The sequence below is a fragment of the Methylobacterium brachiatum genome (assembly GCF_900113845.1).
In the GTDB taxonomy this organism is placed as follows: domain Bacteria; phylum Pseudomonadota; class Alphaproteobacteria; order Rhizobiales; family Beijerinckiaceae; genus Methylobacterium; species Methylobacterium brachiatum.
In genome coordinates this window covers 52,589-67,315 of the sequence record NZ_FOQW01000014.1, presented here as the reverse complement: position 1 = coordinate 67,315, position 14,727 = coordinate 52,589, and the positions used below count along the sequence as shown (strand labels likewise).

Here is a 14,727-nt window from a genome sequence, read left to right as displayed (position 1 = left end):
TCCGGTCGCGAGAAGGGGGGAAACGTGATCCGAGCCCAGTCGATCCGAGGTCCCGTGATCCGCGCGCTGGCCTCGACGCGCACGCCCCTGGCGGCGGCGGCTCTGGTCACGACCCTCGGGGTCGCGCTCGCCGGCCAGGTCGGCACCGACGCGCCGGCCTCGCAGCCGACGCCGCCCGCGAGCGACGCCGCCCTGTCCCCGGCCCAGACCCGGAGCACCGAGGCCGAGGCGGTCGCCGATCCGGTCACCGCCGACGCCCTCAAGCTCGACCCGGCCCAGACCGCCAAGGGCTCCGACCGGGGCGAGGAGGCCGCGGGCAAGATCCCGGCGGCGGCCACCGCCTACGCCTCGGCCGATCCCGACGCCCCCGTGGTCTTCCCGCTGCCCGACGCCGCGCTGACGCCGGCCGCGCCGGTGCCCGAGGTCCCGGACCCGGGCAAGCCCAAGATCTCGGGCGACACCGATCCGACGCTGCTGCGCGGCGCCATCGACCTCTACCGCAAGGGCCGGGTCGCCGACGGCGACCGGATGCGCGACGGCTTCACCGATCCCGCCGCGAGGGCGCTGCTCGAATGGGTGGCGATCCGCGCGGGCGCCGGCATCGGCTTCGCCCGAACGGTCGCCTTCACCCGCGCCAACCCGACTTGGCCGGCCGGGCCGCTGCTGCGCCGCCGGGCCGAGGAGGCGCTGCTCTCCGAGCGCAAGCCCCCGGCCGTGGTCCGGGCCTATTTTGCCACCGCCAAGCCGGTGAGCGCGCCGGGCAAGTTCGCCCTGGCGCTGGCGCTCCGGGCCGACGGATACGACACCGACGCCGCCGAGATCGTGCGCGACCTGTGGCGCACCGAGACCTTCGGCAAGAGTCTCGAGGCCAAGGTCCAGGATGCCTTCCCGGGCGTGCTCACCCGGATCGACCACCGTTACCGGATGGAGCGGGCGCTCCTGAAGGACGATTGGGAGAGCGCCGGCCGGGCGGCGGGCTATGCGGGGGGCGCGTATGCCAGCCTCGTGCGCGCCCGCCGGGCCGTGGAGGACAAGACCGGCGCGCCGGCCGCGCTCGCCGCGGTGCCGCCCTCCCTGCGGGGCGACGCCTCCTACATCTTCTCCCGGGCGCAGTATTTCCGCCGGGCCGACAAGCCCGAGGAGGCCGCCGCGATCCTGGCCGCGGCGCCCACCAACCCGGACGTGCTGGTCGACGGCGACGAGTGGTGGATCGAGCGCCGGATCGTGGCGCGCAAGCTCCTCGACCTCGGCAACGCCAAGACCGCCTTCACGGTGGCGAGCGGCCATGCCGCGCGTACCCCGGAGAAGCGCCTCGAGGCCGAGTTCCACGCCGGCTGGATCGCCCTGCGGTTCGCCGGCGACCCGGCGAGCGCCGCGCAGCATTTCGCCCAGATGGCGACCATCGCGGAGAGCCCGGTCTCGCTGGCGCGGGCCGCCTATTGGCAGGGCCGGGCGGCCGAGGCGCTGGGCCAGCGCGAGGCGGCCAAGGGCTTCTACGAGCGGGCCGCCCTGCAGCCGATCGCCTATTACGGCCAGGTCGCCCGGGCCCGGCTCGGCCAGACCAGCCTGCCGCTGCGCGCGCCGGCCGATCTCGAGGGCGTCGAGCGGCAGGCCTTCGAGGACAGGCTCTACATCCGGGCGCTGCGCATGCTCGGCGAGGCCGGGCTCAAGGACCTGGCGCTGCCGCTCTACATCGACGCCGCCCGGGACCTCACCGACCCGCGCGAGATCCAGGCGCTCGGCGACCTCGCCACCGAGATGAAGGATGCCCGCGCCCTGGTGGCGATCGGCAAGCTCGCGGTGCAGCGCGGCCTGCCGCTCGACGCCCACGCCTACCCGACCATCGGGATCCCGGCCTACGAGACCTTCACGGCGGTGCCCCAGGTCGAGCGGGCCATGGTCTACGCCATCGCCCGGCAGGAGAGCCAGTTCGACCCCCGGGCCCAGTCCGGGGTCGGCGCCCGCGGGCTGATGCAGATGATGCCGGCCACCGCCCAGCGCACCGCCCGCCGGGTCGCCACGTCCTTCGACGTCGACCGCCTGACCAGCGACCCGGCCTATTGCGCCAAGCTCGGCCAGGCCCATCTCGGCGAGCTGATGGAGGATTGGCGCGGCTCCTACGTCCTCGCCTTCGCCTCCTACAATGCCGGCGGCGGCAACGTGAAGAAGTGGATCGACGCCTACGGCGACCCGCGCAAGGGCGACGTGGACGTGATCGACTGGGTCGAGCGCATCCCGTTCACCGAGACCCGCAACTACGTGCAGCGGGTGATGGAGAACCTGCAGGTCTACCGCTCCCGCCTGGACGGCCGCAGCGCCCTGCTGATCGACGGGGATCTGCACCGCGGCGCGCGGTAGGGAGCCGGGCGTTCGCGGCGCGGGGTGCGATGGTCACGCATCCGATGCCGGCGCATCTCCCTCCTCTCCGGGGGAGGGAAGGCGCGCGTCAGTCGCGGCCCTCATCCGCAGACGGAACCGCGCGCTCGACCAGCGCTCGCACCGCTTACCGCTGCTCGCTCGCGATGATGGCGCGCAGGGCGGTGAGGGCGCGTTCCCGGCCCGCGTCGGTCCTGATACAGGACCAGAGGCGCAGGCATTCCTGCATGTCGGCGGTGGCGGGCGAGCCGTTCTCGCCGTCGAAGAAGCGGTCGACCGGGATGCCGAGAATGTCGGCGAGCGTCAGCAAGGTCTGGGTCCCCGGCTTCCTGGTGCCGCTCATGAGGGACAATCCCTGTACCGGTATACGGTATAATCGAACCAGTTTTATAATGCAGAAAATTGTATAAAAAATCAATCCTGCTAACTTTATAGGTTTCTAAGGACTACCGCCCGCGCCGTCCGATCTGTGCGCGATAGCTTGCATCATCGTCCCGGCAGTCGCCCCACGAGCCGGGGCTGCTCGGCCCCGACACTGGACCGTTCGGCATCGCGCCCGGGCTCAACCCCCATCCCGAAGCCCGGCCGATCGTCACCCGGATCGAGCCGGGCGCGGCGTTCTACCCGGCGGAAGCCTACCACCAGGACTTCATGGCCCAGCACCCGGGCCATCCCTACAGCGCCGTCAACGACGCGCCGAAGCTGGAGGCGCTGAAGCAGCTGTTTCCGGAGCGGACGGTGCCGCAGCCGGTGCTGGTGAACCGGCCTCCGGCACCGTCCATCCCACCAACACCCTCATCCTGAGGTGCGAGCGCGAGCGAGCCTCGAAGGAGGCCTCCAGCCGACCGCGCGATCCCTGAAGGGCTCCTTCGAGGCTTCCGCTGCGCTGCGGCGCCTCAGGATGAGGGGGTGAATTGGAGAAGCCCTCTGTCGCCCTACTCCTCCGGCGGCCGCGGGCGGCCGAAATCGGGGGCGGCGGTCTCCTGGCCCTGGGCCACGATGCTGCGCCGGATCGCCCGGGTGCGGGTGAACATCGCGTGGAGCGCGTCGCCATCGCCCCAGCGGACCGCCTTGGCCAGCGCCGAGAGGTCCTCGTTGAACCGGCCGAGCATCTCCAGCACCGCCTCGCGGTTGTTCAGGAAGATGTCCCGCCACATGGTCGGGTCGGAGGCGGCGATGCGGGTGAAATCGCGAAATCCGCTGGCCGAGAACTTGATCACCTCGGATTGCGTCGCCTCTTCGAGGTCCGCGGCGGTGCCGACGATGTTGTAGGCGATCAGGTGCGGCAGGTGGCTGGTGATCGCCAGAACGTGGTCGTGGTGCTCGGCGCTCATGGTCTCGACATTGGCGCCCATGCCCTCCCACAGGGCCCGGACCCGCTCCACCGCCGCGGGGGCGGTGCCCTCGGGAGGCGTCAGGATGCACCAGCGGTTCTGGAACAGGGTCGCGAAGCCCGCATCCGGCCCCGAGAACTCGGTGCCGGCGATCGGGTGGCCGGGAACCAAAGCGACGCCCTCCGGCAGGTGCGGCCGGATCGCGGCCACCACGGCGCCCTTGACCGAGCCGACATCCGACACGATCGCACCGGGCTTCAGGTACGGCGCCAGCTCGGCCGCCGCCGCCCCGATGGCGCCGACCGGCACGCACAGGATCACCAGGTCGGTCTCGGAGGCGCCCTCCCGCGGATCGCCGGTGACGACATCGGCGATGCCGAGCTCGGCGACCCGTTCGCGCACGGCCGCGTCCCGGTCCAGGGCGACGATCGTGCCGGCGAGATTGTAGCGGCGGGCGGCCCGGGCGATCGAGGAGCCGATCAGACCGAGCCCGACGATGGTGAGGCGCCCGATGGGCGGGGTCGCGGCCTCAGGCAAAATCCCCTCCGGCATGCGCGCCCCGCACGAAGTCGCCGAGCGCCGCCAGGAAGGCGGTGTTCGCCTCGGCCCCCGCCACCGTCACCCGCAGGGCGTTGGGCAGGCCGTAGGCGCTGACCCGGCGGGTGATCAGCCCGCGCTCGGTGAGGAAGGCGTCGGCGTCGGCGGCCGAGCGCCCCGGTTCGTCGGGGAAGTGGATCAGCACGAAATTGGCGACGCTCGGCGTCACTTTCAGGCCGAGCGCCCGGGCGCCGTCGGTGAGTTTCGGCAGCCACTCGGCGTTGTGGGCGGCGGCCGCCGCCATGTGCGCCTCGTCGGCGATGGCGGCCGCGCCCGCCGCGATGGCCGGGCCGGAGACGTTGAACGGCCCCCGGATGCGGTTGACCGAATCCGCCACGTGGGAAGGGGCGAGCATCCAGCCGATCCGCACGGCGGCCAGCCCGTAGATCTTCGAGAAGGTCCGGGTCATCACCACGTTCTCGGCTTCGAGCGCGAGTTCGAGCCCGGCCGAGTAGTCGTTCGCCCGCACGTATTCGGCATAGGCGCCGTCGATCACCAGCAGCACGTTCGCCGGCAGGGCGGCGTGCAGGCGGCGGATCTCGTCGAACGGCAGGTAGGTGCCGGTCGGGTTGCTCGGGTTGGTGACGTAGACGATCCGGGTCCGCTCGGTGACCCGGGCCAGGATCGCGTCGACATCGGTGGTGTAGTCGCGCTCGGGCGCCACCACGGGCGTCGCGCCGGAGGCCAGGATCGCGATCCGGTAGACTAGGAACCCGTGCTCGGAATAGATGCCCTCGGTGCCGGGGCCGCCATAGGCGTAGGCCAGCAGCGAGAGCAGCTCGTCGGAGCCGGCGCCGCAGACGATCCGCTCAGGATCGAGCCCGTAGCGCTTGGCGATGGCCGTGCGCAGAACCGTCGCCCGCCCGTCCGGGTAGGTCTCCAGCTTGGCGGTGGCCTCGTGGAGCGCCGCCAGCGCCGCCGGGCTCGGCCCCAGCGGCGTCTCGTTGGACGAGAGCTTGTGGACCTTGCCGCCGCCGGGCCGCCCGCTCTTGCCGGGCACGTAGGTGTCGATCGCCAGGATTCCGGGGCGCGGTTCCGGGCGGACGGGTTTGGGGGCGGACATGGCTCTGCGACTCGGATGCGCGGGCGGGAGTTTCGTTTGCCGGGTCCGTCTACAGCATTTCCTCCTTGGGTGAAGCCGGAGGGCAGGGGCTGCGCCTCGAGGTTTAAGTGCCTGCCGGGATTGGACACGCCCTGGTTGGTCGGGGGAGCTTCGCTATGTTCCCCCGGATCCCGCTTGCGACAAGGACGGATCCTATGCCCCTCACACGCTACCTGGATGGCGGCGCCCATATCCTGCCCGCCGACGACAGCCTGATCCGGTTCGCCATGACCAACGGCGAGCGGGTGATCGGGATCGACGTGCCGATCCCGGTGCTGCGCCAGCATTTCGGCGGGGCCGACCTCGCCCCCCTCGACCTGTTCGCGAAAAACCAGGCGGCGATCGAGGCCGCCGCCAGCGCCGCCTACGACAAGACCGCGACGCCCAACGACCTGCTCGACATGGGCCCGGAGGATTTCACGACGCCGCCGGGCGCGGCCACGCTCTGAGGGGCAAGCTCCCGCCCCGCGGCGACGCGCAAATGCCGCGGGGCACTCGCCACGTTTCGGCCTGTTGATCCGGAGAAGGGGCCGCGTCGGGCGCGTCGCGCCCCGCATGCCCCTGGACGGATCCATATGCCCGGTGACCTGATCCCCTGCAGCCTGTTCCTGATCGGGATCCTCACCTCCGTGGCCGCGGATTGCCGGATGCGCCGGGCCGAGGCCTCGGCCTGGTCGAACGGCTGCATCACCGCCGTCGGGGCCGCCATGGTGTTCGTCGCCTGCGCCGTCGCGATCCGCTGAACGCCCGGAAGCCACAACCCGCGTCCCGGATGGGCCTCCGGAGGAACCTGCGGCCCCGATACGCACTTCCCCAGCCGTGATCCTGGGCCGCATTCCGTGGTGCGGCCGGCTCGGTGAGGTTTCCATGATTTCGATCCAGGCGATCGTCGGCTGCGCGCTCGTCCTGTCCGGGCTCTGCGTCGAGAATCTCGCGAGCCGGAGCTGGCGGGGCGGCGTCCGCGCCGACCGGCTCGACGCCCGCGCCGCCCTGGCGCTCGGGCTCCCGGCCCTCGGGCTGGCCTTGATGGCGGCCCCGATCGCCTGAGCCGGGCCGAGCCCCGGGGACGTGCCTCGGCGCACCGCGAAGCGTGGTTGATCGACCTAGATCCCGTCATCGAGAACCGAGGACGGATCATGGACTTCATCGCTGGTGTCATCCTGGAAGGCGCGGCCTGGGCCGCGCATGCGGCGCTTGAAGGCGTGCTGCAGGCCGTACCCGCCCAGACCGGGCTGGAGCTGACCGGTTCCGCGGTGGAAGCCGTGGTGACGGCGGCGGGCGACGTTCTCGGGCCCACCGGGACAGCCCCTGCCGCGGCGCCCGCGCGGAGCGACACGCCGTAGGGCGATCCGCGGAGCGCAGGCCCGAGGCCGGACAGGCCGGCCCAAGCCGGGCGGACTGGGCATTCTTGCACCGGTCCCTGCGTTGACGCTCGTCCCCTTGAGCATTACCTCCCGGTCTCGCTGGCCGCGTCGGGCGAGTGCGGCGCGTCACGCGATCCCGCGCTTCCCTGCCGCGGACCGGGATCGCCGACACACGGTCGTCAAGTCCCGCATGGATACCCAACCCGAGACCGCGCTGCGGCCGGACCCGATCGACGAGACGGCCGGGCGCCTGGCGGAGCCGTCGCAGGCGCTCGACCCCAAGAGCCTGGTCATGCGCTTCGGCGCGGACACGCCGCTTCTGACCGATGCCGGCGTCGAGCTCGCCCCCTTCCAGATCGCCTACCAGACCGCCGGCACCCTGAACGCCGCGGGCACCAACGCGGTGCTGATCTGCCACGCGCTCACCGGCGACCAGTATTTCGCCCATCCGCATCCGGTCACCGGCAAGCCGGGCTGGTGGGAGACCCTGGTCGGCCCCGGCAAGCCGGTGGACACCGACCGCTACTTCGTCGTCTGCTCGAACGTGATCGGCTCGTGCATGGGCTCCACCGGCCCGGCCTCGATCGATCCCGCCACCGGGCGGCCCTACGGGCTGAACTTCCCGCTGGTGACGATCCGCGACATGGTCCGGGCCCAGGCGATGCTGCTGGAGAGGCTCGGCGTGCGCGACCTGTTCCTCTGCATCGGCGGCTCGATGGGCGGGATGCAGGTGCTGCAATGGGCGGCGCTGTACCCGGAGCGGGTCTTCGCCGCGATGCCGATCGCCACCGGCCCCCGCCACTCGGCCCAGAACATCGCGTTCCACGAGGTCGGCCGGCAGGCGATCATGGCCGATCCGGCCTGGGCCGACGGGCGCTACCTCGAGGAGGGCACGCGGCCGTCAAAGGGGCTCGGCGTCGCCCGGATGGGCGCGCACATCACCTACCTGTCCGAGCCGGCTTTGCACCGGAAGTTCGGCCGGCGGTTCCAGGGCGGCTCGGCGCCGACCTTCTCGTTCAACGCCGACTTCCAGATCGAGAGCTACCTGCGCCACCAGGGCCTCAGCTTCGTCGAGCGGTTCGATGCCAACGCCTATCTCTACCTGACCCGGGCGATGGATTACTTCGACCTCGCCGAGGACCATGGCGGCGCGCTGGCCAACGCCTTCCGGGGCATCAAGACCCGGTTCTGCGTGATCTCGTTCACCTCCGACTGGCTGTTCCCCACCGCCGATTCCCGGGTGATCGTGCACGCGCTGAACGCCGCCGCGGCGCCCGTCGCCTTCGTGGAGGTCGAGACCGACAAGGGCCACGACGCCTTCCTGCTCGACGAGCCGGCGATGTTCTCCGCCGCCCGCGGCTTCATCGACGCCGCCGCCCGGGCCCGCGGCCTGTGAGCAACCCCACCCTCCGCCGGACCCACGGCGCGCCCTGGGACACCACGGACGCTCTGCCCCGCACCGCCGAGGGCAACGGCGCCCGGGTCGACCACATCGTCGTCCTGGGCCTCGTGCCGCCGAGCGCCCGGGTGCTCGATATCGGCTGCGGCGACGGCTCGCTGCTGGCGCTGCTGCGCGACCGGCGCGGCATCGACGGCCGGGGCATCGAGCTGTCGCGCGACGGGGTGAATGCCTGCCTGGCCCGGGGCCTGTCGGTGATCCAGGGCGATGCCGACACCGACCTGGCGAACTACCCCGACGACGCCTTCGACGTGGTCGTGCTGTCCCAGACCATCCAGGCGACCCGCAATCCCCGGATCGTTCTGGAGCACCTGCTGCGCATCGGCCGGCAGGTGATCATCTCGTTCCCGAATTTCGGGCATTGGCGGGTCCGGTCGGAGCTCGCCCTGCGCGGCCGGATGCCGGTCACCGAGATCATGCCGGATGCCTGGTGGGAGACCCCCAACATCCACCATTGCACGATCCGGGACTTCGTCGGCCTGTGCCGCCTGATCGGCGCCCGGATCGAGACCGCCACGGCGCTCGACGCCAGCGGCCGGCCGATGCGCTTCTCCATGCCCTGGTGGGTCTGGAACCTGTTCGGCGCGCAGGGCGTGTTCCTGCTCCGGCGCGGGGCGGATTAGCGCCCCGGCTTTCCGGCCTCCGCCGATTCCGTCCAGGTCAGCGCGGCCCGCAGCCCGCCCCGCTCCGAGCGCCCGAAGGCGAGCTGGGCGCCCGCGGCCTCGGCGACGTCCCGGGCGATGGCGATGCCGAAGCCGGTGCCCGGGCGGCTCTCGTCCCAGCGCTGGCCGCGGCCGATCCCGGCGATCGCCGCGTCGCTCATGCCGGGACCATCGTCCTCGACCGTGAGCCGCGAGCCCCCGGGCCCCGTGATCCCGGCCACCCGGACCCGCCGGTGGGCCCATTTGCGGGCGTTGTCGAGGAGGTTGCCCAGGACCTCCATCAGCTCGCCCTCGTCGCCTGGATAGGCGAGCCCGTCCGGCACGGCCACCTCCCAGGCCAGCGAATCCCCCTCCGGCAGCCGGCGCATGGTGGCGACCAGGCGCTCGGCCACCGGGGCGACCCGGCAGGTCCGCCGCCGCAGGTCGCCGGCCGCCGCGATCCGGGCCCGGGCGAGCGCGCGCTCGACCTGGCCCGCCATCGCCCGGGCCTGCTCGGCGATCTCCCCCGACAGGCCGGGATCGGCCGGCCCGGTCCGGCGCGCCAGGGCGTCGAGCACCGCGAGCGGGGTCTTGAGGCCGTGGGCCATGTCGGCGGCCGCGGCCCGGGCCCGGACCAGGGCGCGCTCCTGCGCGTCGAGCAGCCGGTTGAGGTCGGCCACCAGCGGCCGGACCTCGTCGGGGAACTGCTCCGGCAGCCGGGTCCGCGTCCCGGCATGGACGGCGCCGAGATCCTGCTGCAGCACCCGGAACGGCGCCAAAGCCCGGTGCACGAACAGCCACAGGGCGAGGGTCAGCACCACGAACAGGGCGGCGAGCGCCGGGACCAGCAGGCGCAGGAACGTGGCTCGGCTGGCGGCCAGGCCGCGCCGGTCCTCGGCCACGATCACCCGCAGCCCGGTCTCGGCACCCTGCGGGCCGATCGCGAGGGGGCGGATGACGGCGATCAGCCGGCCGCCATCCGGGCCGGTGGCCTCGACGGTGGCGGGGGCGTCGCCGGCGCCCGGCCCCAGATCGAGGCGCTTGTCCCAGAGCGAGCGCGAGCGCAGGACCTCGCTTCCCGCCTCGACCTGCCAGTACAGGCCGCCATAGGGCGTGGAGAACCGGGAGTCCGGCGGCTCCCGGGAGATGGTCGGGCGCCCGTCCGGCGCGATTCCAACCCGTCCGGCGATCAGCTTGGCGGTCCGGTCGAGCTCGTCGACGGTGCGGGCATCGAGCACCTGGTCGAGGATCACGGTGAGGCCGATGCCGGCGAGCAGCAGGGCGAGCGCGATCAGCGCCGCCGCCGCGAGCCCCAGCCGCAGCCGCAGGGAGTCGCGCCTCACGGCGCGTCCGCGACGCGGTAGCCCTGGCCCCGGCGGGTCTCGATCACCCCGGGCCCGAGCTTGCGGCGCAGGCGGGTCAGGAGCGCCTCCAGCGCGTTGGCCTCCCGCTCGGTGCCGACCCCGTGGAGATGGTCCAGAACCTCGCCCGCCGGCACGACCTGGCCCTGCCGGTGCAGCAGGAAGGCCAGGAGCCGGTATTCGAGGGCGGTCAACTCGGTCGGCCGTCCCGCGACGCTCACCGCCCGGCTGCGGGTGTCGAGCTCCACATCCCCGGCCCGCAGCACCGGCGAGGCGTGGCCGGCGGTGCGCCGCAGGATCGCCCGCAGGCGCGCGACCAGCTCCTCCATGCGGAACGGTTTGACCAGATAATCGTCGGCGCCGGCATCGATGCCCTCGACCCGCTCGCGCCACCCGTCCCGGGCGGTGAGGATCAGGACCGGCAGCGCCACCTCGGCCACCCGCAGCCGGCGCAGCACGCCGAGCCCGTCGAGGCGCGGCAGGCCGAGATCGAGCACCATCGCGTCGTAGGGCTCGGTCTCGGCGCGGAACCACGCGGCCTCGCCGTCCGCGACCACGTCGGCGACGTAGCCGGCCTGTTCCAGCCCGGCTTTCACGTCCGCGGCGATGCGCGGCTCGTCCTCGACCACTAGGACGCGCACGGCCGGCTCCCGGGCTCAATCATCGTCGTCCTCGTCCAGGATCTTGAGCGAGCCGGCATCGACCTTGACGGAGCGGCGCTTCCCGTCGGCGCCGAGGATGCGCAGCTTGTACAGCCACTGCCCGTCGTTGCGCTTCAGATCGACCGCCACCACGTCCCCCGGCACCGCCGCGCGGGCGGCCCGCAGGACCTCGTCGAGGGGGCGGATCTCGCCTTTCTCCAGGGCGCGGCGGGCGCGGTCGGCATCCTCCGAGGCGCGCGCCGGCCAGGCCGCGCCGGCGAGCAGCAGGAGCGCGGCGCGGCGCGACGGGGGCTGGATCATGCGGAGACGAGCTCGACCATGGCGGCGCAAGTGGGGTCCGAGCGCGCGAAATCATCCCGCGCCCGCACGGCATGACGCCCCCAGCCTGACGGGAGGCTGACAGGCGCCGTCAGGGTCGCGGGGCCGGATCCGGTCAGAAGGCGGGCCGTCCTCTTGCGGAGATGCCTCCATGTCCCTGATCCTCGGCGCCCTCCTCGCCTGTGCCGCCGGTCTCGCCGGCATCGTGCTCTGCCCCGACGACTCCACCCGGCGCTCGCGCCTGCCGCTGCTGGCGGCGTTCCTGGTGAGCGGCCTCGCCTGGCACGCCCCCGCCAGGGCGGCCGAGCCCCTGCGCGGCCCGGCCCGGGTGCTCGACGGCGGGACCGTGATGGTCGGCCCACACCGCGTCAGCCTCTACGGCTTCGCGGCGCCCGATGCCGACCAGACCTGCTCGGACGCCCAGGACCGGCCCTATCCGTGCGGCCTGGCGGTGCGCGATCGCGCGGAGCCGGCCTGCGCGGCCGCCGATCGGGCCTAGGGCCGGCCGCGGCGGATCGAAGCCGGATCTGAGGTGACCGCCACCGCCTCGGCATGGTCGGTGCCGCCGAGGCTGACGGTCTTGTCATCCGCGTCGACAGCCGTCCCCCCGGCATAGACCGAGCCCGCGCCGGTCACCCCGCCGACGTGCTGGAGCACACCCTTCACGTCCCAGGAGCAGCCGCCCGCGACCACGGCCACGCGGGCTGCCGGCGCCACTTTCGCAACTGCCGGCAGACGCGGAAGGAGCTTGGCCGAGCCCGATGGCGGCGGCGAGCAGTGGGCGAAGCGTGGCGCGGTGAGCCATGATTGTCCTGCTGGGCGATCCACAAGACCTGACCGCGAGTTCGTTCTCCGGGGTGCCGGGGTAACGGGTCCCCAGGACGCATTGCGGCGGCGCCCGCATGGGTCTAGGCACCCGGCAACAGATCGCTCTTCGCGTCCGGAAGGACTTGCCCCGTGACCATCGCCCCCGAACCGAATTCCTTCCGCACCGGCCCCGACGAGCGCGGCCGCTTCGGCATCTTCGGCGGCCGGTTCGTCGCCGAGACGCTGATGCCGCTGATCCTCGAGCTGGAGGCGGCCTACGAGGCGGCCAAGGCCGATCCGGCCTTCGCGGCCGACATGGCGAGCTACGGCACCCACTATATCGGCCGGCCGAGCCCGCTCTACTACGCCGAGCGCCTCACCGAGTACCTGCGCGCCCAGGCGCCGGCCGGGCAGGGCGCCAAGGTCTATTTCAAGCGCGAGGAGCTGAACCATACCGGCTCCCACAAGGTGAACAACGTGCTCGGCCAGATCCTGCTGGCCCGCCGCATGGGCAAGCCGCGGATCATCGCCGAGACCGGCGCCGGCCAGCACGGCGTCGCCACCGCGACGCTGTGCGCCCGGTTCGGCCTGAAATGCGTGGTCTATATGGGCGCGGTCGACGTCGCCCGGCAGGCGCCCAACGTCTTCCGGATGAAGATGCTCGGCGCCGAGGTGATCCCGGTGGAATCCGGCACCAAGACCCTCAAGGACGCGATGAACGAGGCCCTGCGCGACTGGGTCACCAACGTCGCCGACACGTTCTACTGCATCGGCACCGTGGCCGGCCCGCACCCGTACCCGGCCATGGTCCGCGACTTCCAGTCGGTGATCGGGCGCGAGACCCGGGAGCAGATGATCGCGCAGGAGGGCCGCCTGCCGGATTCGCTGATCGCCTGCATCGGCGGCGGCTCCAACGCCATGGGGCTGTTCCACCCGTTCCTGGACGACCGCGAGGTCGAGATCTTCGGGGTCGAGGCCGCCGGCCACGGCGTGGGCTCCGGCCTGCACGCCGCCTCGCTCACCGGCGGCAAGCCCGGGGTGCTGCACGGCAACCGCACCTACCTGCTGATGGACGCGGACGGGCAGATCTCCGACGCGCACTCGATCTCGGCCGGCCTCGACTATCCCGGCATCGGCCCCGAGCACGCCTGGCTGCACGAGATGGGCCGCGTGAAGTATCTCTCGGCCACCGATTCCGAGACCCTGGAGGCGTTCAAGCTCTGCTCGATGCTGGAGGGCATCATCCCGGCCCTGGAGCCGGCCCACGCCCTGTCCAAGGTGCTGGACATCGCCCCCCAGCGCCCGGCCGATCACCTGATGGTGCTCAACATGTCGGGCCGGGGCGACAAGGACATCCCGCAGGTGGCGGAGATTTTTGGGACGAAGCTCTGAGCGGCAAGGCTCCGCGGGGCCCCTCAGCCCTCGGCCTGGATCTTGTCCCGCGCCGCGGAAACCAGGAAGGCCGAGCGGGTGAGGCCCCGCGCCCGGGCGGCGGTATCGATCTGCGCCAGCACCGCGGCATCCAGCGAGACGTTGACGCGCACGGGCCGGCCGGAATCGAGCAGCAACGGAACGACGCCGAGCGTGGCCTCGGTCAGGGCCTCGGCCAGGGTCGGGTCGGCCCTCAGAACCTCCGGCGCCCGGGGTACCGGCGGCGCCAAACCGGCGGCGATCCGATCGCTCATCCACTCACTGAGGGCCGCCGTCGCGTTGACCATAGCCTCATCGATGGTCGCGCCCATCGCGGTGCAGCCGGGGCAATCGGGAATCGCGACCCCGTAGGCGCCGGCCTCGCCATCGATCAGTACGGTGTAGCGGGACATCTGCATCCCTCCTCAGATCCAGCCCGCGGCGCTCGCGATGCTGCGGGCAACGCCGGGCGTCAGCACCCGGTGTCGGGGCACCATGATTTTGATGCCGGGTCGGCTCGGGTGCGAGAACTTTTCATGCTTCGTACCGCCTTCGCGGGCCCAGCCCTCGGCCGTCAACCGATCCACAATGGATCTGCGATCCGTCTCGACCCTGGGCATAGCAGGTCCCGCCGCGATGTGTATTTATTGGCGCATCGCGGCTGGAATAGCCAGCGGGTTTGCAGGTAAGCCAGCCCTGGAACGATCACCGCACCGTCACCTGATCCTTGATCTTGTCGTAGACCGCCCGGCTGAGGACGCGCTTCGACAGGAGCTGGTCCACGGAGGCGTAGGGGCGCTTGGCGATGATCGCCCGGCCGATCGCGCCGCCGCCCCGGAGCTTGTTGAGGTCGGCGGCCGAGGCGGTGTTGAGGTCGAGGAGGGCCAGGGCCCGGGGGCCGGCGGACTCCTCGGCCCGGTCGATCTCGGCCTGGCCTTGCTGGACCGGCACGGGCTCGTTCGGGAAGGCGAGGGCGTCGGACGGCATCTGGGCGGGACGCGCGGGCACCGGCTCCGGGGGCGGCGCGGCGGGCCTGGGGGCGGGCTCCGGGGTCCGCGGGCGCGCGCTCGGCTCCGCCGCCGGGACGGTCTCGGCCGGCGCCTCGGCCACGGGGGCCGGGATCGGCGCGGGCGGCGGGTTCGGCAGCAGGAACTGCACCAGCGCCGCCAGGATGCCGGCCAAGATCAGTAAGACTGAAATACGCAGGATTGCAGGGCCGCTCAGCACGCGTCACTCGACGATGAAATTACACTCTTCAGGCCTCAGATAATGCGCTCTCTACCCGTCGGCCAATCG

At 72.4% G+C, this 14,727-nt stretch carries 19 protein-coding genes and 1 pseudogene; 10 read left to right on the top strand and 10 right to left on the bottom strand.

What is annotated here, in order from left to right; genetic code table 11:
- The first annotated feature begins 102 nt into the window (after positions 1-102).
- On the top strand, positions 103-2,358 hold the full coding sequence (locus tag BMZ47_RS18985; protein WP_244536875.1) for a lytic transglycosylase domain-containing protein: 2,256 nt from the start codon (positions 103-105) through the stop codon (positions 2,356-2,358).
- Between the two features lie 145 nt (positions 2,359-2,503).
- Here the strand turns inward: BMZ47_RS18985 and BMZ47_RS18980 are convergent, their stop codons facing one another.
- Positions 2,504-2,719 (bottom strand): hypothetical protein, encoded by a 216-nt coding sequence (locus tag BMZ47_RS18980; protein ID WP_091863794.1) that lies wholly within the window; start codon positions 2,717-2,719, stop codon positions 2,504-2,506.
- A gap of 236 nt (positions 2,720-2,955) precedes the next feature.
- Here BMZ47_RS18980 and BMZ47_RS18975 point away from each other — a divergent pair.
- Positions 2,956-3,180 (top strand): annotated as a pseudogene (locus tag BMZ47_RS18975) (peptide-methionine (S)-S-oxide reductase); the annotation flags it as partial.
- A gap of 131 nt (positions 3,181-3,311) precedes the next feature.
- Here BMZ47_RS18975 and BMZ47_RS18965 read toward each other — a convergent pair.
- Together BMZ47_RS18965 and BMZ47_RS18960 are read right to left on the bottom strand one after the other, a co-directional pair.
- On the bottom strand, positions 3,312-4,262 hold the full coding sequence (locus tag BMZ47_RS18965; RefSeq protein WP_091863793.1) for a prephenate/arogenate dehydrogenase family protein: 951 nt from the start codon (positions 4,260-4,262) through the stop codon (positions 3,312-3,314).
- The gene (locus tag BMZ47_RS18960) at positions 4,240-5,370 is read right to left on the bottom strand and encodes a pyridoxal phosphate-dependent aminotransferase (protein WP_091863792.1); all 1,131 of its coding nucleotides are present in this window, start codon (positions 5,368-5,370) and stop codon (positions 4,240-4,242) included. The genes BMZ47_RS18965 and BMZ47_RS18960 overlap by 23 nt, the downstream gene beginning before the upstream one ends.
- Before the next feature lie 194 nt (positions 5,371-5,564).
- Here BMZ47_RS18960 and BMZ47_RS18955 point away from each other — a divergent pair, with 194 nt between their 5' ends.
- The 6 genes from BMZ47_RS18955 (at position 5,565) to metW (ending at position 8,855) form a co-directional block, all read left to right on the top strand.
- A complete protein-coding gene (locus BMZ47_RS18955; protein WP_091863791.1) occupies positions 5,565-5,858 on the top strand; it encodes a hypothetical protein in 294 nt (97 codons plus the stop codon).
- Positions 5,859-5,984: 126 nt separating this feature from the next.
- Complete coding sequence (locus BMZ47_RS28645; RefSeq protein ID WP_007559053.1) at positions 5,985-6,152, top strand: hypothetical protein; 168 nt, start codon at positions 5,985-5,987, stop codon at positions 6,150-6,152.
- A 124-nt stretch (positions 6,153-6,276) separates the two neighbouring features.
- Entirely contained in the window at positions 6,277-6,456 is a 180-nt protein-coding gene (locus BMZ47_RS18950; protein WP_007559051.1) for a hypothetical protein, read from the top strand.
- Between the two features lie 47 nt (positions 6,457-6,503).
- A complete protein-coding gene (locus tag BMZ47_RS18945) occupies positions 6,504-6,752 on the top strand; it encodes a hypothetical protein (protein WP_139221022.1) in 249 nt (82 codons plus the stop codon).
- A 211-nt stretch (positions 6,753-6,963) separates the two neighbouring features.
- Positions 6,964-8,169 carry a homoserine O-acetyltransferase MetX gene (metX, locus tag BMZ47_RS18940; RefSeq protein WP_091863789.1) on the top strand — a complete coding sequence of 402 codons (1,206 nt, stop codon included), beginning with the start codon at positions 6,964-6,966 and terminating at the stop codon, positions 8,167-8,169.
- Positions 8,166-8,855, top strand: a complete 690-nt coding sequence (gene metW, locus BMZ47_RS18935; protein WP_091863788.1) for a methionine biosynthesis protein MetW — start codon at positions 8,166-8,168, stop codon at positions 8,853-8,855. Before metX ends, metW begins: the two co-directional genes overlap by 4 nt.
- On the opposite strand, the gene BMZ47_RS18930 is transcribed toward metW, so the two are convergent.
- From BMZ47_RS18930 to BMZ47_RS18920, 3 genes are read right to left on the bottom strand one after another with little or no spacing between them, the layout of a single operon-like run.
- Complete coding sequence (locus tag BMZ47_RS18930) at positions 8,852-10,216, bottom strand: sensor histidine kinase (RefSeq protein WP_091863787.1); 1,365 nt, start codon at positions 10,214-10,216, stop codon at positions 8,852-8,854. The two genes, metW and BMZ47_RS18930, sit on opposite strands and share 4 nt — an antisense overlap.
- Complete coding sequence (locus BMZ47_RS18925; protein WP_091863786.1) at positions 10,213-10,875, bottom strand: response regulator transcription factor; 663 nt, start codon at positions 10,873-10,875, stop codon at positions 10,213-10,215. The genes BMZ47_RS18930 and BMZ47_RS18925 overlap by 4 nt, the downstream gene beginning before the upstream one ends.
- A 15-nt stretch (positions 10,876-10,890) precedes the next feature.
- Entirely contained in the window at positions 10,891-11,196 is a 306-nt protein-coding gene (locus BMZ47_RS18920; protein ID WP_091863785.1) for a PepSY domain-containing protein, read from the bottom strand.
- Between the two features lie 169 nt (positions 11,197-11,365).
- Here BMZ47_RS18920 and BMZ47_RS18915 point away from each other — a divergent pair, with 169 nt between their 5' ends.
- Complete coding sequence (locus BMZ47_RS18915; protein ID WP_244536865.1) at positions 11,366-11,713, top strand: hypothetical protein; 348 nt, start codon at positions 11,366-11,368, stop codon at positions 11,711-11,713.
- Here BMZ47_RS18915 and BMZ47_RS18910 read toward each other — a convergent pair.
- Positions 11,710-11,931 (bottom strand): peptide-methionine (S)-S-oxide reductase, encoded by a 222-nt coding sequence (locus BMZ47_RS18910; protein WP_244536864.1) that lies wholly within the window; start codon positions 11,929-11,931, stop codon positions 11,710-11,712. The two genes, BMZ47_RS18915 and BMZ47_RS18910, sit on opposite strands and share 4 nt — an antisense overlap.
- Before the next feature lie 240 nt (positions 11,932-12,171).
- On the opposite strand from BMZ47_RS18910, the gene trpB reads away from it, so the two are divergent.
- On the top strand, positions 12,172-13,413 hold the full coding sequence (gene trpB, locus BMZ47_RS18905; RefSeq protein ID WP_091863784.1) for a tryptophan synthase subunit beta: 1,242 nt from the start codon (positions 12,172-12,174) through the stop codon (positions 13,411-13,413).
- 23 nt (positions 13,414-13,436) lie between these two features.
- Here the strand turns inward: trpB and BMZ47_RS18900 are convergent, their stop codons facing one another.
- The 3 genes from BMZ47_RS18900 to BMZ47_RS18890 form a co-directional block, all read right to left on the bottom strand.
- Positions 13,437-13,844, bottom strand: coding sequence for a type II toxin-antitoxin system HicB family antitoxin (locus BMZ47_RS18900; RefSeq protein WP_244536863.1), 408 nt, complete (start codon positions 13,842-13,844; stop codon positions 13,437-13,439).
- A 12-nt stretch (positions 13,845-13,856) separates the two neighbouring features.
- On the bottom strand, positions 13,857-14,051 hold the full coding sequence (locus BMZ47_RS18895; RefSeq protein ID WP_091863782.1) for a type II toxin-antitoxin system HicA family toxin: 195 nt from the start codon (positions 14,049-14,051) through the stop codon (positions 13,857-13,859).
- An 85-nt stretch (positions 14,052-14,136) separates the two neighbouring features.
- The gene (locus BMZ47_RS18890; RefSeq protein WP_091863781.1) at positions 14,137-14,658 is read right to left on the bottom strand and encodes a ComEA family DNA-binding protein; all 522 of its coding nucleotides are present in this window, start codon (positions 14,656-14,658) and stop codon (positions 14,137-14,139) included.
- Positions 14,659-14,727 lie beyond the last annotated feature (69 nt).